The sequence below is a fragment of the Chromobacterium violaceum ATCC 12472 genome (assembly GCF_000007705.1).
Lineage (GTDB): Bacteria > Pseudomonadota > Gammaproteobacteria > Burkholderiales > Chromobacteriaceae > Chromobacterium > Chromobacterium violaceum.
On record NC_005085.1, the window covers coordinates 214,361 to 234,121 of the forward strand.

Sequence of the window (19,761 nt, forward strand, 5' to 3'; positions counted from 1 at the left end):
ATTCATCTTAACATCGCCGCTCTGCGCGTCTGTCCCTCGGCAATAGAATATTGAGAGAGCTCCCTTATGGCCAGTTTGCATAAGAAATGGCTGGTTTGGCTGGTTTTATTTTCCGCTTCGGCGCAGGCGGAGCCATCGCCGTTGAGAATCGGCGTCTCGGATACCGACGCCGCGCCGATCGCCGTGCTGTCCGAAGACGGTTCCACGCTGAGCGGCGGCCTGGCGCGCGAACTGGGCGTGCTGCTGGCCGACGAAATGGGCATGAAGCCGCAGTTCACGCTGCTCGCCCGCCGCCGGGTGGAGCCGGCGATAGAGAGCGGCAAGGTGGACATCATCTGCAACGCCAACCCGGACTGGTACAGCAACTCCGCCCGCCTGGGCTGGAGCCATGAAACCTATCCGCTGGTGGAGCGCGTGCTGTCGCTAAAGAGCCAGCCCTCCTTGCGCCAGCTGGACGATTTGGCCGGCAAGCGCATCGGCGTCATCCACGGTTTCCATTACCCGGCGCTGGAATACCTGTGGTCCGCCAACCGCAGCGAGCGCGTCACCGAAGCCCGCTTCGACCTGCTGCCCAAATCGCTGGAGAAACGACTGAGCGACGTGGCCATCGTCACCGAGCTGACCTATGTCTGGTGGGCCCGCGGCCACGCCCAGGAGGCCGCCAGCTTCAAGGTCCATCCGCTGGTGGTGTCCTCGCAGCCGACCATGTGCGCGCTGTCGCAGCGCTCGCCGGTCAAGCTGGACGCTTTGAACCGCGCGATCGAGCGCCTGCACAAGAGCGGCAGGCTGAAAACGCTGATGTCCCACTACCTGTGGCAGGAGTAGCGCCCGCGCCAGCCTGAGCCACAGGCCCGCGCGCCGCTGCGAACGTTCGGATTCGCTCGGCCGTCCGGAACGGGATGCCGGACTCGCATGCTAAAATGGCGTTTTTGCAGCGAAAAAGCGTCCCGACATGAGCGATCTGTTAGCCGGCCTGAACCCCGAACAACTGCGCGCCGTCACCTGGCCCGCCAAGAGCGCGCTGGTGCTGGCCGGCGCCGGCAGCGGCAAGACCCGGGTGCTGACCACCCGCATCGCCTGGCTGTTGTCCACCGGACAGACCTCTCCGGCCGGCGTGCTGGCGGTGACCTTCACCAACAAGGCGGCGCGCGAGATGCAGACCCGGCTGTCGGCGCTGGTGCCGGTCAACGTCCGCAATATGTGGATAGGCACCTTCCACGGCCTGTGCAACCGCTTCCTGCGCATCCACTACCGCGACGCCGGCCTGCCGCAAACCTTCCAGATCCTGGACTCCGCCGACCAGCAGGCCGCGATCAAGCGCCTGCTGAAAAGCCTGGAGCTGTCGGACGAGAAATACCCGCCGCGCGCAGTGCAGTCCTTCATCAACGGCAACAAGGAAGCCGGCCTGCGCGCCGAATCGCTGCCGCCGGCGCTGAACCCGTACGAGGCCAAGCTGGTGGAGCTGTACGCCGCCTACGACGCCCAGTGCCGGCGCGAGGGCGTGGTGGACTTCGCCGAGCTGCTGCTCAGAAGCTACGAGCTGTTGTCGCGCAACGAGGCGCTGCGCGCCCATTACAGCAGCCGCTTTTCCCACATCCTGGTGGATGAGTTCCAGGACACCAACCGCCTGCAATACGCGTGGCTGAAGCTGCTGGCCGGCGAGCACGGCGCGCTGTTCGCGGTCGGCGACGACGACCAGAGCATCTACGCCTTCCGCGGCGCCGAGGTCGGCAATATGCGCGCGCTGCTGTCCGACTTCCACGTGGCCGAGCCGGTGCGCCTGGAGCAGAACTACCGCTCGATGGGCAACATCCTCAACGCCGCCAACGCGCTGATCGAACAGAACGACGGCCGGCTGGGCAAGAACCTGTGGACCGATGCCGGCGAGGGCGACAAGATCCGCTTCTTCCAGGCCGGCAGCGACGGCGAGGAGGCCGAGTTCATCGTCGACGAGGCGAAGAGCCTGCACCGCGACGGCCTGGCGCTGTCCGACATCGCCGTGCTCTACCGCTCCAACGCCCAGTCGCGGCTGCTGGAGCACGTGCTGGTCAACGCCCAGATCCCCTACCGCATCTACGGCGGCCTGCGCTTCTTCGAACGCCAGGAGATCAAGCACGCGCTGGCCTATCTCAGGCTAGTGGCCAACCCGGACGACGACAACGCGCTGCTCAGGGTGATCAACGTGCCGGCGCGCGGCATCGGCGCGCGCAGCGTGGAAAACCTGCAGGCCGCCAGCCGCGAGCAGGGCGTCACGCTGTGGCAGGCGGCCTGCCAGAGCGGCGGCGGCCGCACCGCCGCCAAGATCGGCGAGTTCGTGCTGCTGATCGAAAAACTGCGCGAGCAGTGCCGCGACTTCAACCTGGCCGAGACCATCAGCCTGGTGATAGACCGCAGCGGCCTGCGCGACATGTACGAGCAGGACAAGAAGGACGGCGAGGAGCGCCTGGCCAACCTGGACGAGCTGGTCAACGCCGCCGCCAGCTTCCTGCCCGACCAGCCGGAACAGGCGCTGACCGAGTTCCTGGCCGCCGCCAGCCTGGAAGCCGGCGAGCACCAGGCCGACGCCGGCAGCGACGCGCTGCAGCTGATGACGGTGCACGCGGCCAAGGGCCTGGAATTCGACGCGGTGTTCGTCAGCGGCCTGGAAGAAGGCCTGTTCCCGCACGAGAACAGCGTGATGGACGGCAAGGGCCTGCAGGAAGAGCGCCGGCTGATGTACGTGGCCATCACCCGCGCCCGCAAGCGGCTGTACCTCAGCAGCGCGCAGAGCCGGATGCTGCACGGCCAGAGCCGCTACCCCATCCCGTCGCGCTTCATCGACGAGATCCCGGCCGAACTGATCCATTCGCTGTCTGCTACAGTGAAAGCACCCGTTGCGCCGCAACAGGCGAGGCGCGCCGCCGCCGCGCCGCGCCGGCAGGCGGAAAACGCCTACGGCCTGTCCATCGGCCAGGCGGTCAGCCACGCCAAGTTCGGCATCGGCGTGGTGATAGACGCCGAGGGCAACGGGGAGGATGTGCGGCTGCAGATCAATTTCGCCGAACACGGCGTCAAATGGCTGGATCTGCGCTATGCGAAACTGACTCCGGCCTGAGCCGGAACGCGCGCCGCCGACACTGCAATCCGCAACCACAGGACAGCGAGCCGACGAGGCGTCATGAGCGAAACCACTCCCACCCCGGCGGCGGCGCCGGAACCGGTCCACCACGTGAAGGCCGCGCCGGCGCGCAGCGCGGCTTACGACAATCCCTACGCCAAGCGGCTGTTCCTGATCATAGACAGCCTGCCGCAGATGCAGCGGGCGCTGGCGATGACGCTGTCGTCGTTCGGCGCCAACACCGTCGAATACGCGTCCAAGGCCAGCGATGCGCTGGCCAAGATGGCCAAGTACGAGTTCGACGTGGTGCTGTGCGACTACGACCTGGGCAACGGCTACGACGGGCTCTACCTGTTCGAAGAGATCCGGGAGCGCAACCTGCTCAAGCAGTCCTGCGTGTTCATGATCGTCACCGGCGAGCGGCGCGCCCAGCGGGTGATTTCCGCCGCCGAGCTGGCGCCGGACGACTACCTGCTCAAGCCGTTCACCGGCGAGGTGCTGCGCGATCGGCTGGAGCGGGCGATGCGCAAGCGCGAGGCCTTCCGGCTGGTGGATGAAAACATCCTGCGCCACGACTACCTGTCCGCCATCGAAACCTGCGGCCGCAAGATAGAGGAAAACGGCGAATTCGCGCTCGACTTCATGCGGCTGAAAGGCTCGCTGGCGCTGAAGATCAACGATTTCGACACCGCGCGCGACGCCTATATGCAGGTGTTGCGGCTGCGCCCCGCCACCTGGGCCAAAATGGGTCTGGCCAAGTCGCTGGCCGGGCTGAAGTCCCACGACGAGGCGCGGCTGCTGTTCGAAGCGGTGCTGGCCGACAACAACCAGGTGATGGAAGCCTACGACTGGCTGGCGCGGCTCTACCGCGGCAACCACGACCTCGGCCGCGCCCAGCACACGCTGCAGACCGCCGCCGACATGTCGCCGGTGGTGTTCCGCCGCCAGCAGCAGCTGGCCCAGGTCGCGGTGCTCAACCACGACCTCGCCGCCGCCGAAGCCGCCTGCCAGCAGACGCTGGACATCGCCAAGTACACCTGGCACCGCAGCCCCACCCACTACGCGGCGCTGCTGCGCGTCCAGCTGGCGCGCGGCGACAACGGCAACGCCGTCCGCACGCTGGCCAACCTCAAGCACGATTACCGCTACAACGAGGAAGGCGAATGGCTGGCCGGAGTGATGGACAGCCAGCTGCAGGCCAAGAACGGCAATGCCGACAAGGCGCGCGAGCTGCTGGAAGCCGCCGGCGAGCGCTTCAAGCAGCTGGCGCCCAAGCTGGACCAGGAGTCGCAGCTGGAATACGCGCGCGCCTGCTACCAGCAGGGGCGGGACGGCCAGGGCAACGCGGTGATGGAATACCTGGTGCGCAACCACCACGACGACGAGGACATGCTGGAGCACTTCGGCGACATGTTCGAGGAAATCGGCCTGAGCCAAGCCGGCCGCCAGCTGATCGCGCAGAACGTCAAATCGGTGCTGGAACTGAACAACCAGGCGGTGCGCGAAGCGCAGTCGGGCCAGTTCGACGCGGCGATCGAACGCTTCGTCAAGGCGCTGGACGAGATGCCGCAAAACGTGCAGATCATGCTCAACCTGATCAACGCGGTGCTGGCCTACGTCAGCCAGAACGGCTGGCACGAAAGCCATATGCGCCGGGCCTACGAACTGCTGGGCAAGGTGCGCGACACGGCGCCCACCAACAACAAGTTCCAGAAGATCCTGCAATCCTGGCGGCTGCTGGTGGACAAGATGGACAAGCCGCAATGGGCGCTTTGAGCGCGCTGCGGGCGCTGGTGGTCGACGACGAGGCGCTGGCCTGCGACCGGCTGCGCCAGCTGCTGGCCGACTGCGGCGTCGAGCAGGTCGATTGCCTGGCCGACGGCCAGGCGGCGCTGGACTGGCTGGCGCGCCATCCGGTCGACGTGCTGCTGCTGGACATCAGCATGCCCGGCCTGGACGGCATCTCGCTGGCCCGGCAGCTGCGCCAGCAGGCGCTGGCCCCGGCGCTGGTGTTCAGCACCGCGCACGACCACTTCGCGGTGGAGGCGTTCGAACTGGACGCCGCCGACTACCTGCTCAAGCCGGTGCGGCGCGAACGGCTGGAACAGGCGCTGCGGCGCGCGCTGGCGCGCCGGCAGGGCCAGCCTCAGACCAGCTTCACCGTGCGCCAGCGCGGCCGGCTGCTCAACGTGCCCTTCGCCGACGCGCGCTACCTGAAGGCCGAACTCAAATACGTCACCCTGGTCACCCCCGACAGCGAATACCTGCTGGACGACGCGCTGGTGGCGCTGGAACAGCGTCTGGGCGATTCGGCGCTGCGCATCCACCGCAACTGCCTGGTGATGCGCCACGCGGTGCAGGAACTGTGCCGCGGCGGGGAGAACGACGGCGACGAACAATGGATTGTCAGACTGCGCGACATTCCGGCGCCGCTGCCGGTCAGCCGCCGCCAGATTCACGCGCTGCGCGCCGCGCTGAGCGTATCCAATTGATTACGTACTATTACTTAAAACCGGCTTTACCCGATTTATTGCTAAAAAATAGGCACCTGTTCTTATAGAATCGTTCACTGCTGAATATATGTCGATGGTTTTAACATGCACGCAAGACTGGTCTATGCTGGGTGCCTCGTCCTATGGCTGATACTGAGCGCGCTCGCCGCCCTGTCCATCGCCAGCCGCTCGCTGCTGGGCGCCGAACAGCAGTTCAACAGCCAGCTCCAGCAACTGACCGAACAGCTGAAACAGCGATTGCTCGCCAATGAGACCATACTAGACAGCTACGCCACCTTCAGCGCCATCGACCGCCACAGCGAAAGCCGCCAGAAACATCCCTTCGTCGCGCAATTGCTGCGCCGCTATCCGCAAATCACCACGCTGGCCCACATCGAACGCGTGCCCGCCGGCCAGGTCGCCGGCTACAACCACGCGCTGCAGCGCGACTACGGCGCCGCTTACCGGCTGCGCGGCTTCGCCGGCGAAACCGGTCCCCTGCCGGAACAAGACGCCTATTTCCCGCTGATGTTCGCCGAACCGCAATCCCAGGCCAATCGCCAGCTGGCGGGCCGGGACGCCTGGCAGCAGCCGCGGCTGCGCGAAGCGCTGCAGGACAGCATCAACAGCGGCCGCACCACGCTGTCGCGCCAGTTCCGGCTGCTGCCGCAAGGCGATCCCGGCTACGCGCTGCTGCGCGGCATGGACGACCATCAGGACGACCAGTTGATCGGTCTGCTGCCGCAGCATTTCGTGATGCTGTTCGTCCGGGCGGATTCGCTGCTGCCCACCGACATCGCGCTGCAGCCGGGCATGGAAGTCCGCCTGCACCACCGCGACGATCCCGCGCAGCCGACGGAAGGCCAGGCGCTGCATCTGGGCGGCGCCCACCCGAGCGCGCTGGAAAAACTGCTGTTCCCGCGGCTGGAAACCAGCCAGCTGCTGGGCGGCGGCAGCCAGCCGCTGCGGCTGACGCTGAGCTGGCAACAGGGTTGGGCGCAGATCGGCCTGTTCGAATGGACGGTGTGGCTGCTGCTGTCGCTGCTGCTGGGCCTGGGCATAGGCCTGGCCGGCTTCAGCTTCGTGCGCAGCAGCGACAGCCGCCGCCAGCGCGAAAGCCAGTTGTTCCACCTCGCCAACCACGATCGCCTGACCGGACTGGCCAACCGCAACCTGTTCTACGACCGGCTGCAGCACGCGATCACACGGCTGGACCGCAGCGGCAAGCGGCTGGGCCTGCTGTTCCTCGACCTGGACCGTTTCAAGCCGGTCAACGACACCTATGGCCACGTGGTCGGAGACCGCGTGCTGCAGTTGATCGCCGCCCGCATCCGCGACGTGATCCGCAACGAGGACACCGTCGCCCGCATCGGCGGCGACGAGTTCGTGATCCTGATGGAGGACATCGAGTCCAACCGCGAGGCCGACAAGGTGGCGGCGCGGTTGAAGCAGGCGATACAGATGCCGTATCAGGTCGATCAGCACCGGGTGCTGGTCGGGGTCAGCATCGGCATCGCCTACTACCCGGAAGACGGCCTGCTGATAGACGAGCTGCTGGCGGTGGCCGACCGCAAGATGTACGGCAACAAGCAATCGCCCAGCCGCCATTCCGAAATCGTGGATTAGGCCTCGCCGCCGACATGAAAAACGCGCCGCCGGACCCAGCTCCGGCGGCGCGTTTACATTCGTACGCCCGATTACGCCAACGTCAGCTCCACTTCGATATTGCCGCGCGTGGCGTTGGAATACGGGCAGATGCCGTGCGCGGCCTCGATCAGCCTCAGGCCGGCGTCGCGCTCCAGCCCGGGCAGCGATACCGCCAGCTTGGCCGCGATGCCGAAGCCGTGGGCGATCGGCCCGATCGACACCTTGCCGGTTACCGACACCTCGGCCGGCAGCCGCACGCCGGCCTGCTGGGCGGCCACCTTCAACGCGCCGATGAAGCAGGCGGAATAGCCGGCCGCGAACAGCTGCTCCGGATTGGTGCCGTCGCCGCCCAGGCCGCCCAGCTCGCGCGGGGTGCTCAACTTCACCTGCAGCGCGCCGTCGCTGGATTCGGCCCGGCCGTCGCGGCCCCCGGTGGCGGTGGCTTCGGCGGTATACAGTACTTTTTGCAGAGGGTTCATCTGGCTCTCCTTGGCTTGACGCCGTTGCGATTAAAATAATGAGCTATTTAATAGTGCACTATCTAACTATCAAAACCCTGACGGGTTCATTGCAGCAGCCGGTCGCGCAGATCGCACAGCGACTGCCTCAATCCGGCGATATCGTCCAGTTGCATTCCGCTCCGGCACAACAATTGCAGCGGAATGCCTTCGGCCTGCGCGCGCAGGGCGCGTCCGGCCTCGGTCAGCCGCACAATCACCACCCGCTCGTCGCTGGACAGCCGGCTGCGCTCCAGCCAGCCGGCGGCTTCCATCCGCTTCAGCAGCGGCGTCAGCGTCGCCGAGTCGAGGTACAGCCGCTCGCCGATGTCCGACACCGAGCGCTCGTCCTGTTCCCACAGCACCAGCAGCACCAGATATTGCGGATAGGTGACGCCCAGCGGCTTCAGGCTGTCGCGGTACGTCTTGTTCATCGCCAGCGAGGCGGAATACAGCGCGAAGCAGAGTTGCTGGTCCAGCCGCAAAAGCGCGTCCTGCGGCGGGCACGTGTTTTCTTGTTCCATGGCCGCATAATAAATAGTGCACTATTTAATTGCAAGCAATTTATTATTATGCGGAACCGCGACGCGCCCGCGCCAAGCGGGCGCGAAACCGCGATCAGGCGGCCGCCCGCACCGGGCCGCGTCCCAGATCGGCCAGCGAGCGGCACACCTGGTGCCAGTCGCCCAGGCTGCGCACGCCCTGCAGAATGATGCGCGCCAGCGAATCGTTGCAGACGGAGGGACCGAACTGCATCAGCATCTCATGCAGCGCGAAACGCAGGGTATGGCTGTCCTGCAGCAAGGCGTCCACCTCCTCGCGCACCTCCTGGCTGACCCGCATGTCGCCCAGCGCGTCCAGCTGCACCTGGTGGCGCGGGCAGAAGCCGGACCGGATCAATGCCAGGTCGTCGTTGATGTCCTGGGCGAACAGCAGCGCGCTGTGCTGCAGGTAGCCGCAGGCGACGATCAGGCTTTCCAGCGAATGCGGGGCCACGGTCGGGCCTCCTGCCGGAAGGGTGGTCATGATGGTTCTCCTCTTGTAATTGGATTTTGCGGCTATTTGAGCATCGCACCCACGGACATGACAATGGCCAGGCGTCGCGGGTTGCAAGCTTTTACTCGAGATTTACAAGGAAATGAAGCACTTGCGGCAAAGACAAACGCCGGCCGGCGTCGTACCATCGAGACACTTTCATACCGGCTTCCATCATGCACATCGTCTATCTGCACGGCTTCAATTCCGGCCCGCAATCGTTGAAAGCGGGCGAAACCGCATCCTGGCTGCGCCAGCACGCGCCCGACATCGTCCTGCACTGCCCGCGGCTTTCGCCCCATCCCGCCGAAGCGGCCCGGCAGGCCGACGAACTCATCGCCGGCCTGCCGGCCGACACGCTGTTGATCGGCAGCTCGCTGGGCGGTTTCTACGCCACCCTGCTGGCGGAACGGCACGACCGCCCCGCGGCGCTGATCAATCCGGCGGTGCGGCCGGACCGGGACCTGGAACGCTTCCGCGGCGAACAGACCAACCCTTACACCGGCGAGGTCTACACGCTGGGAGACGACGATCTGCGGGCGCTGCAGGAACAAAGGACGGCGGCGCCGGCCGCCGGCCGCTACTGGCTGCTGCTGGGCAGCCGCGACGAGACGCTGGACTGGCGCGAGGCGGCCGTCCATTACCGCCACAGCCGGCAGACTGTATTCAACGGCGACGACCACCGGCTGAACAACTGGCCCAAGGTATTGCCGGAGGTGGTCGCCTGGGCGCGCCGGCAACTGTCCAGCCGCGCTTGACGGCCTGTCCAGCCGCCCGCGCTTGCGGGCCCCGCGCGAGCGGGCGCAGACTATGCCATCCACTCGCAAAGGAAACGCCATGAGCCAAGCTATCGTTTTCGCCGAAACCGGCGGCCCGGAAGTGCTGCGCCTGCAGAGCGCGGAGGTCGGTCAGCCCGGACCCGGCCAGGCGCGGGTGCGCCACACTGCGATCGGCGTCAATTTCATCGACACCTATCAGCGCAGCGGCCTGTATCCGACGCCGCTGCCCAGCGGCCTGGGCAGCGAGGCGGCCGGCGTGGTGGAAGCGGTGGGCGAGGGCGTGGCCGGCCTCAGGCCCGGCGACCGCGTCGCCTACGCCGGCGGCCCGCTGGGCGCCTATTCGACCGAGCGGCTGATCGCCGCCGAACACCTGGTCAAGCTGCCCGACGGCATCGCCGACGAGACCGCCGCCTGCGCGATGCTGCAGGGGATGACTGTCGAATACCTGGTTCAGCGCACGTTTCCCGTTCAGCCGGGCCAGACCGTGTTGTGGCACGCCGCCGCCGGCGGCGTCGGCCAGATCGCGCTGCAATGGCTGTCGGCGATGGGCGTCCAGGTGATCGCCACCGTGGGCTCGCAGGCCAAGGCCGAGATCGCGCGCAGCCTGGGCGCCGCCCACGTGATCCTGTACCGCGAGGAAGACGTGGCGGCACGGGTGAGGGAAATCACCGGTGGCAGGGGCGTGCCGGTGGTGTTCGATTCGGTGGGCAAGGATACTTTCGAATCGTCGCTGGACAGCCTGGCGCCGAGGGGAATGATGATCACCTTCGGCAACGCTTCCGGCCCGGTGCCGGCGCTGTCGCCGCTGGAATTGACCAAGCGCGGCTCGCTGTTCCTGACCCGTCCCAAACTGGGCGACTACATCGCCTCCCGGACCGATCTGGAAGCTTCGTCGGCGGCGCTGTTCAGCCGGCTGCGGGACGGCACGATCAAGCTTTCGCCGTCTCACCGCTATCCATTGGCGGAAGCGGCGCAGGCGCACCGCGACCTCGAGGCGCGACGCACTACCGGCTCCATCATCCTGCAGCCCTGATCTCCCGGCTACTCGTCCAGCGGCGGCGCAGGGCGTCTGCAACCGTGGCGGCGGCCCGCGGCGCAAGCCGCGTCGTCCGCCGCGCAGGGCTGCCCGCCGCGCGCGGAGCAGGCCGCCGGCGGCAGCCTCTCGTCCACGCAGGCGCGGCGCTGCGCGCCCAGCATGCCTTCGCACGACGATTGCGCCGCCATCAGCGCTTCGCAGCGCCTGGCGTCGCGCTGCCGCTGGCAGCCCAGAGGCGGGGTGTAATAGGCGAGGCAGCCGCGGCGGCCGGCCTCGGGCAGATCCAGGCAACTACGCAGGCCCTGCAGGTGCGCCTGGCATCGTTGCGGGGCGACGGCCCCGGCGCACTCGTCCTTCGCCGCCCATCCGGCAAGCGGAAAGGCCAACAAACCGCACAGCAACAGGCCGATTCCAGCCCTACCCGCCGCGCCTGGGCCGCGCGTCCCCCCTTGCCTCATCGTCCTGTCCTTTCCCGAGCGGACGGAATCAATCGGATTGGTTTTGCATCTGCTCTTGCCGGCGTTTATCCTGCCAAAAATTGGGCCTGCTGGGTATCGACTTGACGTGGCCATCCGGCGGAGGCAGCAGCCGGCTGGATTGATGCTGGACCGGATCGAAGCCGATGTCGCCGTTGCGCGCGGCCTCGCGCTGGCGCAGATTGCGCAAGCGGCGCTTGTCCGGGCATGGCTGATCGTCGCCGCAGGCGCGCGCCGACGGCCGGTGCTCGGCATGCCTGCCGGGCCCCGGGCCGGGGAAGGGCTGAGCCAGCGCGGCCTGCTGCGCCAGCAGGCCGCCCAGCGCCAGCATGATCAGATATCGCTTCATGTCGACATTCTATCCTGTCTGTCGGCCACGCTGCCATCGCCGCTCGGGAGGGCAAAACGCAGGCGTGGCAAGGTATTGAACGCGGATCGGCGGCGGAGGGGGCCGTAGACCGGCAGGGGCGGATTCGGCCAGCGTCATGAAAATATTGCATATTTTCCACTTGAAACGACTTCGGCGCCGGCCATTTGTTCCAGCTTAAGCGCAAGCGTTTGCGCGGACGTCAATGGGGAGCTCACAATTGTTAACGACTGTATCGCGACGTGGCGGCTTAACATCTGTAAAAACAAGGCGCCCCAGCGCATGCCATGCCGCGCTAAGCTGGCAGCCGGAACACTAAGGAACAGCATATGGAACACAATAAAATCCTGGTCGTCGACGACGACGCTAAGCTGCGCGAACTGCTGACCCGCTACCTGACCCAGCAGGGTTACATCGTGGAAACGCTGCCCGATCCCAAGGACCTGGACCGCAAGCTGGCGCGCAACCGTCCCGATCTGATCGTGCTGGACGTGATGATGCCCGGCGAAGACGGCCTGGCGGTGGTGCGCCGGCTGCGCGCCCAGGGCGAGACCCTGCCGGTAATCATGCTGACCGCGCGCGGCGAGGACATCGACCGCATCCTGGGCCTGGAAATGGGCGCCGACGACTACCTGCCCAAGCCCTTCAACCCGCGCGAGCTGACCGCCCGCATCCAGTCGGTGCTGCGCCGCCACCACGCCACGCCGGCGCTGGCCGCGCTGCACAACGCCGACGACGTGGTGGAATTCGGCGAGTTCGTGCTCAATCTCGGCCAGCGCGAGCTGCGCCGCGCCGGCCAGCCGGTCTCGCTGACCAGCGCCGAATTCGCGGTGCTGTCGGTGCTGGTCAGCCATCCGCGCCGCCCGCTGACCCGCGAGCAGCTGATGGAGCTGGCGCTGGGCAAGGGCAACGGCGAATCGCTGGACCGCAGCATCGACGTGCACATCTCCCGCCTGCGTAAGGCGCTGGAAAGCGGCGACAGCGACAGCCAGCTGCGCTACATCCAGACGGTTTGGGGCTACGGCTACGTGTTCGTGCCGGACGGCTCGCCTAGGGAGTAAGCCTTGTTACGCAAGCTGCTGGGTTCCCTGTTTTTCCGGTTGGCGCTGCTAGTGGTCACCGTGGTGATCACCACCCAGCTGTTCACCATCTGGCTGGCCAACAACGAGCGCCACAAACTGCTGGAGCGGCAGCTGTACATCCAGGTGCTGGATACCTTGTCCTTCCTCGAGGACTCGATGACCGGCATGGTCGACGAGGAGCGGCAGGCCTTCCTCGACAACTACAACCGTCCCGGCCTGCCCAGCCTGCTGCCGTTCAACGCCGACCGCGGCCAGCAGTTCAGCGAGGATCTGCCCAAGATAGGCGCGATGCTGGCGCAAAGGCTGTCGCACGACCTGAACGAGCCGGTGCAGGCCCATTACGCGCGCCGGGTCGACCACAGCGAGCTGTGGGTGCACGTCCATGTGCTGGATCAGCCGTACTGGCTGGTGATTCCCTTCGGCCGCTACCGCGACCGCATGATCAGCCCGATGCTGCAGGCGTCCCTGCTGGCGGCGCTGTTCGCCACGCTGCTGGCCTCGCTGATGGCCTGGCGCATCACGCGGCCGATCAGCCAGGTGGTGCAGGCCAGCCGCCAACTGGCGGGCGGCTCGATGCCGCAGGCGATTCCGGAAACCGGCCCGCGCGAGATGCAGCTCCTGGCGCACAACTTCAACGGCATGGCCCAGGCGCTGGACAACGCCGCGCGCGAGCGGCGGCTGATGCTGGCCGGGCTGTCGCACGACCTGCGCACGCCGCTGACCCGGCTGAAGCTGACGCTGGAGATGCAGGAAGCCAGCACCGACCAGCACGACATGCTGTCCGACATCGACGAGTTGTCGCGCATCGTCCGCCAGTTCATCGACTTTGCCCGCGCCGAGGAAACCAGCCGGCTGGAGCCAGTGGCGCTGGCCGACCTGGCCGCCAGCGTGGTCGCGCGCTTCCGGCGCGAGGACATGGACGTGCGCCTGGACATCCGCGACGAAATCGAGCTCAAGGCCGATGCGCTGGCGCTGGAGCGGCTGCTGAGCAATCTGTTGGAGAACGCGCGCCGCTACGGCCGCCCGCCGGTGATCGTCAGGCTGGAGAAAGCCGCCGGCGAAGCCGCGCTCAGCGTGATCGACCACGGCGACGGCATCCCGGCCGCGCTGCGCGAAACCGCGCTGGCGCCGTTCGAACGGCTGGCCGAACACCGCGGCACCGACGGCGGCAGCGGCCTCGGCCTCGCCATCGTCTCCCGGGTTGCCAAGCAGCACGGCGGCGCGCTGGAGCTCACCGACGAGGACGGCGGCTTCAAGGTGGCCATCCGCCTGCCGCTCAGCGAAAGCGCAGCATCATCCACAGCCCGGCCAGGCTGAGCCCCAGGCCGGCCAGCCTGGCCGGCGACACCTGTTCGCGGAACAGCCAGTAGCCAAGCGGCAGCAGCAGCGCGGTGCTCAGCACATTGGAGCTGAGCGCCGCGTAGCCCAGGTTCCAGCCGGCGCGGTAGGCCAGCAGGAAGCCCATCTCGATGCCCAATATCCCCAAGGCCACGCCCAGGCTGCTCCAGTTCAGCGCCGACATGCCGCGCTGCCCCGCCGGCAGCCACCACATGCCCGCCAGGCACAGCAGCATCGCCAGGCCGTAGCTGACCGCCAGCGAAAAAAAGGGGTTCAGCGCCTGCGGCATCTGCTTGATCGACAAGTGGTAAACGACGGAACCCGCCACGGCCAGCAATAGTGCGGCGAAAAACATGTCCTTCTCCCGGCAGCAATCGATATCGACAGTCCGATGCTAAACATTCGCTGCCGTTATAGGTAGACTGGAAAAACAGAGCACTGTTATAAGAAAACGATATGACCGGCGACATCGACACCGGGCTGCTGCGCGCGCTGGCCGCCGTGGCCCGCCACGGCAGCATCAACCGCGCCGCCGCCGAACTGGGCCATAGCCAGCCGGCCTTGAGCCTGCAGCTGCGCAAGCTGGAGCGGCACTGCGGCCAGACCTTGCTGCAACGCTCCACCCGCGGCGTGACGCTGACGCCGGCCGGCCAGGCGCTGCTGCCCTACGCCGAGCGCATCGTCTGCCTGGCGGAACAGATGCTGCCGGGCGCGCCGGCCGCCGCCGCGCGCTCCTGCCGGGTCGGGCTGATAGAAGACGTGGTCAGCCGCCACCTGCCCCGCGTGCTGGCCGATTTCGCCGCCGCCCGTCCAGGCCTGAAACTGGAAGCCAGAGTCGCGCCGGGAAGGGAACTCAGCGCCGCCTACCGCCGCGGGGAACTGGATCTGCTGATCGCCAACCCGCGCCTGTGCGGGCTGGAGCAGGCGCCGGCCTGGTCGATGGAATGCGCGCTGCCGTGGCTGGCGGCCGGCGGCGTCTGTCCCGACGAGGACGAGCTGCCGCTGGTGCTGTTCGCCGCGCCATGCAGCTGGCGCGACGCGATGCTGCAGGCGCTGCAATTGGCCGGCCGCCGCCACCGGGTGGTATTCGAGAGCTCTAGCCTGCTGGCGGTGCAGGCCGCGCTGGAAGCGGGGCTCGGCGTCGGCGCCTTGCTCCCCGACGTCGCCAACGACGCGCTGCGGCCGTTGCCGCCGGGCTGCCTGCCCGCCTTGCCGCCGGTGCCGCTGGCGCTGTACCGGCATGCCGGCCGCGACGGCGATCCCGAGCTGGAAACGCTCAGCCGGCTGTTCTTCCGCGAATTGAGCCGCCTGTCCGCCTAACGCCGCGCGTTGAGCGCCAATACCCCGGCCAGGATCAGCGCCGCGCCCAGCACCATCCCGGCGCCGATGGCCTCGCCGAGAAACAGCGCGCCCCACAGCACGCCGAACACCGGCACCAGGTAAGTGACGCCGCTGGCGCGGGTGGCGCCCAGGCGGTTGATCAGGCGGTAGAAAATCAGATAGGCCAACGCGGTGCAAAACGCCGCCAGCAGCAGCAAGGCGGTCCAGGCCTGCGGCGGCGGCGGGAGCGCCGGCCAGCTTAGCCATGCCAGCGGCAGCATCAGCAGCGCGCCGCTGGCCAATCCGCCGCAAGCGGTCACCAGGGGCGGCATGCCGGGCAGCCAGCGCCTGGCCATGTGCCCGGCCCAGCCGTAGCTGGCGGTGGCGCCCAGCATCGCCAGCACCGGCGCCAGCGAACGGACCTCGAAACGCGCGCCGTGTCCGGCCAGCAGCGCCAACACGCCGGCCAAGCCTAGGCCCAGCCCGGCCATCCGCCGCGGCGACAGCCGCTCGCCGGCCAGCGGCCACGCCCACAGCGCGGTCATCAGCGGCGTGGTGGCGTTCAGCACCGAGGCCATGCCGGCCGGCAAGGATAGCTGCGCCCAGGCGATCAGGCTGAATGGAAACGCGGTGAAAAACACGCCGACCGCGGCCACCGGCAGCCAGTTATCGCGCCACAGCGGCCACAAGCCGCGCCACAACAGCAAGGGCAGCAGCAGACAGGCGGCCAGGCCCACCCGCAGCGCGATCAGCGGCAGCGGCCCGAAAGCCGGCGCGGCGACGCGCATGAACAGGAAAGATCCGCCCCACAGCGCCGCCAGCAGCGCAAGCCAGGCGAACTCCCGCTTCTGCCCGCTCACGCCGTCGCTTCCTCGCGGCTCAGCCGCGCGCTCTCCCAGCCGATCAGGTCCAGCTTGCGTTCCTCGCCCCAGCGGTAGCCGCCCACCGCGCCCTCGGCGCGGATCACCCGGTGGCAGGGAATCAGCCAGGCCACCGGATTGGCGCCCACCGCGTTGCCCACCGCGCGCGCGGCGCCCGGCCGCCCGATCTTTTCCGCCAGCTGGCCATAGCCGATCAAACCGCCGTAGGGCACGGTCAACAAGGCCCGCCACACCTGGATCTGGAAATTGCTGCCCTGCACCCGGAGCGCCAGCGGCGGGCCGTCCGCCTCGGCCAGCGGATCGAACAGCCGGCGGCACAGCGCGCCTCCCTGGCCGGGTACATGGCGCAGCGCGGCGCGCGGCCATTGCGCGCGCAGCCAGGCTTCGGCCTCGCCGTCTCCGGACAAGAACTGCAGCGCGCACACGCCGCGCGCGGTCTGCGCCAGCAAGACCGGGCCGAAGCGGGTGGATTCGACGCTCCAGGCGATGTCCAGCCCGGCGCCGCCCTGCTGGTATTCGCCGGGCGTCATCGCCTCCAGCGTGACGAACAGATCGTGCAGCCGGCCGCCGCCGGACAGGCCCAGCTCGTGCGACAAGGGCAGCACCGGCGCGCCGGCCGCCAGCCGCGCCTTGGCCGCCTCGCAGGTCAGCTGCTGGATGAAGCGCTTGGGGCTGACGCCGGCCCAGCGGCTGAACAACCGCTGCAGCCGCGATTCCGACAGGCAGAGCGCGGCGGCCACCTCGGCCAGCTGCGGCTGCTCGCCGGCATGGGCGACCAGGTAGCGGATCGCGTCGCGGACGCGGGCGTAGTCGCGGCCGGCCTCGGCATCGGCGGACAGCATGGCTTCCATGTCATTGGCTCCGGTTCAGCCGCAGCGCATAGCAGCCGTGCGCGGGAAAACGCAGCATCGCGAACGCGATTTCCGGCCGCGCCGCCCAGCGCGCCAGCATCGCCTCCGCCTCTCGCGTCGGCAGCAAAACCGCTTCCAGCATCGCTTGCCCGCTGTCATAGGCGCGCAGCGCCACGCCCTCGCCGAGGTAGGCGTCTTCGCCGGCGCGGCGCAGCAGCGCCGACAGCCCGGGCAAAGCCGCCGACTGCGGCTCCGCGGCCAGGAAAACCGGTCCGTACTCGCGGTAGGGGCCGGCTTGGCGGAACGGGCTGTAGCTCGCCAGGATCAGCGCTTCGCCCGGCCGGGCGCGGCGCAGCGCGTCGCGGAACGGTTCGCCGCCTGCGGCCGCCCGCCGGCATACCGGCTGGCCGAGCGCGTCGACGCCTTCGCGCCGCGCCCGCTCGACGAAAGCCGGGTCCAGGGTTTCCACTTGCCAGGCCATGCCGCTCTCCTTCGAATCATTGCGATGTCCGAAGTCTATGGCGGCGCGCGTCCGGCGGCGACCCGATTCTTGCCGTCTTCGCGAGTAATCAGCCGGCGTGCAGCAGCGAGTACTGGATTTCCGACAGCGCCTGCGGCACGCGGATGAAGGACAGCGGCCGTCCCAGCAGCCGCGCCATGTGCGAGGTGGAGAACAAGCCGCACAGCTCATGGTGGCCGTTGAAGGCATTCACTTCCACCACCAGTGCGTGCTGGCGGCCCAGATGCCGCATGGTGGCGATCAGCTGGCCGACGCTGGCGGCGGCCACGTCGGCCAGGTTCAGCGCATCCAGCCGGCTGCGGGGCGTCATCACATCGGCGATCTGGATGTCGGCGTGATGCTTGCCATGCTCCTTCATGCACTGGATGGGCCGCTCGCCCAGCAGGTCGACCGCGGTGACGAGGCCGAGCAGGCTGCCGTCGTCGTCGTGGACGAACAGCAGGCGGATGCCGTGGCTGACCATGCGCTGGTGGGCTTCGCGCAAATCGGCGTCGGCGCGTATGCCTATCGGGTTGACCAGCCTCAGATCGGTCATCACGCTCAAGGCCGGGCTGTCCATGTCTATCGGCGGGTGGGGGCGCTGGTCCAGTCTCACCAGGTCGGTGGTGCGCGGCAGAGTCAGGGTGGGCAAGGGAGAAAAATCTTTAGCCATGGCGGCTCCTCGCAGGGCAGACTCGGAAAGGCGGAAACGGGCCGGCCCGCCCAGTGCGGTCGACCCTGTTTTCAACTTAGCGGAAATCCGCCGCCTAGTATTGAACTTTGCGTTTACTATCGCCCTCATTAGTGTGTTTATTCTACTTTTGGTGAAAATCGATGAAGCATCTCGTCCCGACTGTCTCCGACTCCACCCGACTGCGCCGACGGTTGTCGGCCTGGATGCTGCCCGCCGCGCTGCTGCTGGGCGGCCAGGCCCACGCCGACGCCTGGTCCTACCCGGGCTGGCAGGATGGCGCTGCCACCCGCGTCAAGGCGCAGGCGCTGCTGCAGACGCTGAACGCGACGCTGCTGAGCAATCCCAGCGCCACCCGCACGCTGCAGCAATGGTGCGGCGACCACAAGCTGGCCCCCGAAGCCCGCATCCGCGCGTTGCGCGACACCGCCACCCGCAAGCCCGCCGACGCCGAAATCCGCCAGCAACTGCGGGTGGGCGCCGACGAGCCGATAGGCTACCGCCGCGTGCAGCTGGCCTGCGGCGACCGCGTGCTGTCGGAAGCCGACAACTGGTACGTGCCCTCGCGGCTGACCGTCGAGATGAACCGCCTGCTGGACACCAGCGACACGCCGTTCGGCACCGCGGTCAAGGCGCTGAATTTCACCCGCCGCACCGAAAGCGCCAAACTGCTGTGGTCGCCGCTGCCGCAGGGCTGGGAAACCCGCCCGCTGCCCACCGCGGACGCCGGGCGCGGCCTGGACATCCCGGAACAGGTGCTGCAGCACCGCGCGGTGCTGTACAAGGACGGCAACACGCCGTTCAGCCTGGTGGTGGAAACCTACCGCCGCGACCTGTTCGCCTTTGCGCTGAACCCGCAGGAAAACGGCCGATGAGCGGCCGCCGGATCGCCGCCGCCTGCCTGGCGGCGCTGCTGCTGAGTCCGGCCGCCCAGGCCGACCGGCTGGACGACATCCTCGCCCGCGGCGAACTGCGCGTCGGCACCACCGGCGACTACCTGCCGTTCAGCGGCCGCGACGCCGCCAGCGGGCAATACCGCGGCCTGGACATCGACATGGCCGAGGACCTGGCGCGCGCGCTGGGCGTGAAGCTGCAGCTGGTGCCCACCAGTTGGCCGACGCTGATGCGCGACCAGCGCGACGGCAAGTTCGACATCGCGATGAGCGGCATATCCGTCAGCCTGGAGCGCCAGAAGCAGGCGTTGTATTCCGCCGCCTACCTGAACGACGGCAAGACGCCGATCGCCCGCTGCGAGAACGCGGCCCGCTTCCAGACGCTGGAACAGCTGAACAGCAAGCAAACGCGGCTGGCGGTCAACCCCGGCGGCACCAACGAGCGTTTCGCCCGTCAGCGCCTGCCCAATGCCAGTTTGACGGTTTTCCCCGACAATACGCGAATTTTCCAGCAGATCATCGATGGAAAAGCCGACGCCATGGTGACCGACGCGGTGGAAACCCGCTACCAGCAGAAACTGCATCCGGAGCTGTGCGCGATCCACCCGGACAAACCGTTCGACTTCTCGCAGAAAGCCTACCTGTTGCCCAACGACTGGCGCTGGAAAGCCTGGGTCGACCAATGGCTGAGCCAGCGGCTGCAGGACGGCGGCTTCGCCAGGCTGTCCGCCAAGTGGCTGGGCCAATAGGCCGCTCCGGCCGGTTCTGCGCCCGCAAACC

The 19,761-nt window shown here is 67.8% G+C and carries 22 protein-coding genes; 12 read left to right on the forward strand and 10 right to left on the reverse strand.

Going from position 1 to position 19,761, the window contains the following annotated elements; translation table 11 throughout:
• Positions 1–66 precede the first annotated feature (66 nt).
• The 5 genes from CV_RS00945 to CV_RS00965 all read left to right on the forward strand — a co-directional run bounded on the left by CV_RS00945 (position 67) and on the right by CV_RS00965 (position 7,215).
• The gene (locus tag CV_RS00945) at positions 67–825 is read left to right on the forward strand and encodes a substrate-binding periplasmic protein (protein WP_011133759.1); all 759 of its coding nucleotides are present in this window, start codon (positions 67–69) and stop codon (positions 823–825) included.
• Positions 826–952: 127 nt separating this feature from the next.
• Positions 953–3,094 (forward strand): UvrD-helicase domain-containing protein, encoded by a 2,142-nt coding sequence (locus tag CV_RS00950; RefSeq protein WP_011133760.1) that lies wholly within the window; start codon positions 953–955, stop codon positions 3,092–3,094.
• 63 nt (positions 3,095–3,157) lie between these two features.
• The gene (locus tag CV_RS00955; protein WP_080508888.1) at positions 3,158–4,873 is read left to right on the forward strand and encodes a response regulator; all 1,716 of its coding nucleotides are present in this window, start codon (positions 3,158–3,160) and stop codon (positions 4,871–4,873) included.
• Positions 4,861–5,589 (forward strand): LytR/AlgR family response regulator transcription factor, encoded by a 729-nt coding sequence (locus CV_RS00960; RefSeq protein ID WP_011133762.1) that lies wholly within the window; start codon positions 4,861–4,863, stop codon positions 5,587–5,589. The genes CV_RS00955 and CV_RS00960 overlap by 13 nt, the downstream gene beginning before the upstream one ends.
• Before the next feature lie 105 nt (positions 5,590–5,694).
• A complete protein-coding gene (locus CV_RS00965; RefSeq protein ID WP_043595205.1) occupies positions 5,695–7,215 on the forward strand; it encodes a sensor domain-containing diguanylate cyclase in 1,521 nt (506 codons plus the stop codon).
• A 71-nt stretch (positions 7,216–7,286) separates the two neighbouring features.
• Here CV_RS00965 and CV_RS00970 read toward each other — a convergent pair whose 3' ends face one another.
• The 3 genes from CV_RS00970 to CV_RS00980 form a co-directional block, all read right to left on the reverse strand.
• Entirely contained in the window at positions 7,287–7,715 is a 429-nt protein-coding gene (locus CV_RS00970) for an organic hydroperoxide resistance protein (protein WP_011133764.1), read from the reverse strand.
• A gap of 86 nt (positions 7,716–7,801) precedes the next feature.
• On the reverse strand, positions 7,802–8,257 hold the full coding sequence (locus CV_RS00975; protein WP_043595207.1) for a MarR family winged helix-turn-helix transcriptional regulator: 456 nt from the start codon (positions 8,255–8,257) through the stop codon (positions 7,802–7,804).
• A 94-nt stretch (positions 8,258–8,351) separates the two neighbouring features.
• Positions 8,352–8,759 carry a hypothetical protein gene (locus CV_RS00980; protein WP_011133766.1) on the reverse strand — a complete coding sequence of 136 codons (408 nt, stop codon included), beginning with the start codon at positions 8,757–8,759 and terminating at the stop codon, positions 8,352–8,354.
• A 185-nt stretch (positions 8,760–8,944) separates the two neighbouring features.
• On the opposite strand from CV_RS00980, the gene CV_RS00985 reads away from it, so the two are divergent.
• Positions 8,945–9,526 carry a YqiA/YcfP family alpha/beta fold hydrolase gene (locus CV_RS00985; RefSeq protein ID WP_011133767.1) on the forward strand — a complete coding sequence of 194 codons (582 nt, stop codon included), beginning with the start codon at positions 8,945–8,947 and terminating at the stop codon, positions 9,524–9,526.
• Positions 9,527–9,605: 79 nt separating this feature from the next.
• Positions 9,606–10,580 carry a quinone oxidoreductase family protein gene (locus tag CV_RS00990; protein WP_011133768.1) on the forward strand — a complete coding sequence of 325 codons (975 nt, stop codon included), beginning with the start codon at positions 9,606–9,608 and terminating at the stop codon, positions 10,578–10,580.
• An 8-nt stretch (positions 10,581–10,588) separates the two neighbouring features.
• Here the strand turns inward: CV_RS00990 and CV_RS00995 are convergent, their stop codons facing one another.
• Both CV_RS00995 and CV_RS01000 read right to left on the reverse strand, forming a co-directional pair.
• Positions 10,589–11,041, reverse strand: a complete 453-nt coding sequence (locus CV_RS00995) for a hypothetical protein (RefSeq protein WP_011133769.1) — start codon at positions 11,039–11,041, stop codon at positions 10,589–10,591.
• 28 nt (positions 11,042–11,069) lie between these two features.
• Positions 11,070–11,408 (reverse strand): hypothetical protein, encoded by a 339-nt coding sequence (locus tag CV_RS01000; protein ID WP_011133770.1) that lies wholly within the window; start codon positions 11,406–11,408, stop codon positions 11,070–11,072.
• Between the two features lie 347 nt (positions 11,409–11,755).
• Between CV_RS01000 and ompR the strand changes: the two genes are divergently transcribed.
• Both ompR and CV_RS01010 read left to right on the forward strand, forming a co-directional pair.
• Positions 11,756–12,487, forward strand: coding sequence for an osmolarity response regulator transcription factor OmpR (gene ompR / locus CV_RS01005; protein ID WP_011133771.1), 732 nt, complete (start codon positions 11,756–11,758; stop codon positions 12,485–12,487).
• A 3-nt stretch (positions 12,488–12,490) separates the two neighbouring features.
• Positions 12,491–13,825, forward strand: a complete 1,335-nt coding sequence (locus tag CV_RS01010) for an ATP-binding protein (protein ID WP_043595211.1) — start codon at positions 12,491–12,493, stop codon at positions 13,823–13,825.
• Here the strand turns inward: CV_RS01010 and CV_RS01015 are convergent.
• Positions 13,785–14,201, reverse strand: coding sequence for a membrane protein (locus CV_RS01015; protein WP_043595213.1), 417 nt, complete (start codon positions 14,199–14,201; stop codon positions 13,785–13,787). The genes CV_RS01010 and CV_RS01015 overlap by 41 nt on opposite strands.
• Before the next feature lie 101 nt (positions 14,202–14,302).
• Between CV_RS01015 and CV_RS01020 the strand changes: the two genes are divergently transcribed.
• Positions 14,303–15,166 (forward strand): LysR family transcriptional regulator, encoded by an 864-nt coding sequence (locus CV_RS01020; protein ID WP_011133773.1) that lies wholly within the window; start codon positions 14,303–14,305, stop codon positions 15,164–15,166.
• Here CV_RS01020 and CV_RS01025 read toward each other — a convergent pair.
• The 4 genes from CV_RS01025 to CV_RS01040 form a co-directional block, all read right to left on the reverse strand.
• A complete protein-coding gene (locus tag CV_RS01025) occupies positions 15,163–16,026 on the reverse strand; it encodes a DMT family transporter (RefSeq protein WP_043595215.1) in 864 nt (287 codons plus the stop codon). The genes CV_RS01020 and CV_RS01025 overlap by 4 nt on opposite strands.
• Positions 16,023–16,898 (reverse strand): methylated-DNA--[protein]-cysteine S-methyltransferase, encoded by an 876-nt coding sequence (locus tag CV_RS01030; RefSeq protein ID WP_011133775.1) that lies wholly within the window; start codon positions 16,896–16,898, stop codon positions 16,023–16,025. Before CV_RS01030 ends, CV_RS01025 begins: the two co-directional genes overlap by 4 nt.
• 1 nt (position 16,899) lies before the next feature.
• Positions 16,900–17,379 (reverse strand): DUF1203 domain-containing protein, encoded by a 480-nt coding sequence (locus CV_RS01035; protein WP_011133776.1) that lies wholly within the window; start codon positions 17,377–17,379, stop codon positions 16,900–16,902.
• An 88-nt stretch (positions 17,380–17,467) separates the two neighbouring features.
• The gene (locus CV_RS01040; RefSeq protein ID WP_011133777.1) at positions 17,468–18,070 is read right to left on the reverse strand and encodes a CBS domain-containing protein; all 603 of its coding nucleotides are present in this window, start codon (positions 18,068–18,070) and stop codon (positions 17,468–17,470) included.
• A gap of 161 nt (positions 18,071–18,231) precedes the next feature.
• Between CV_RS01040 and CV_RS01045 the strand changes: the two genes are divergently transcribed.
• Entirely contained in the window at positions 18,232–18,963 is a 732-nt protein-coding gene (locus CV_RS01045; protein ID WP_217806130.1) for a chorismate--pyruvate lyase family protein, read from the forward strand.
• Positions 18,960–19,730 (forward strand): transporter substrate-binding domain-containing protein, encoded by a 771-nt coding sequence (locus tag CV_RS01050; RefSeq protein ID WP_011133779.1) that lies wholly within the window; start codon positions 18,960–18,962, stop codon positions 19,728–19,730. Before CV_RS01045 ends, CV_RS01050 begins: the two co-directional genes overlap by 4 nt.
• Positions 19,731–19,761: the final 31 nt, after the last annotated feature.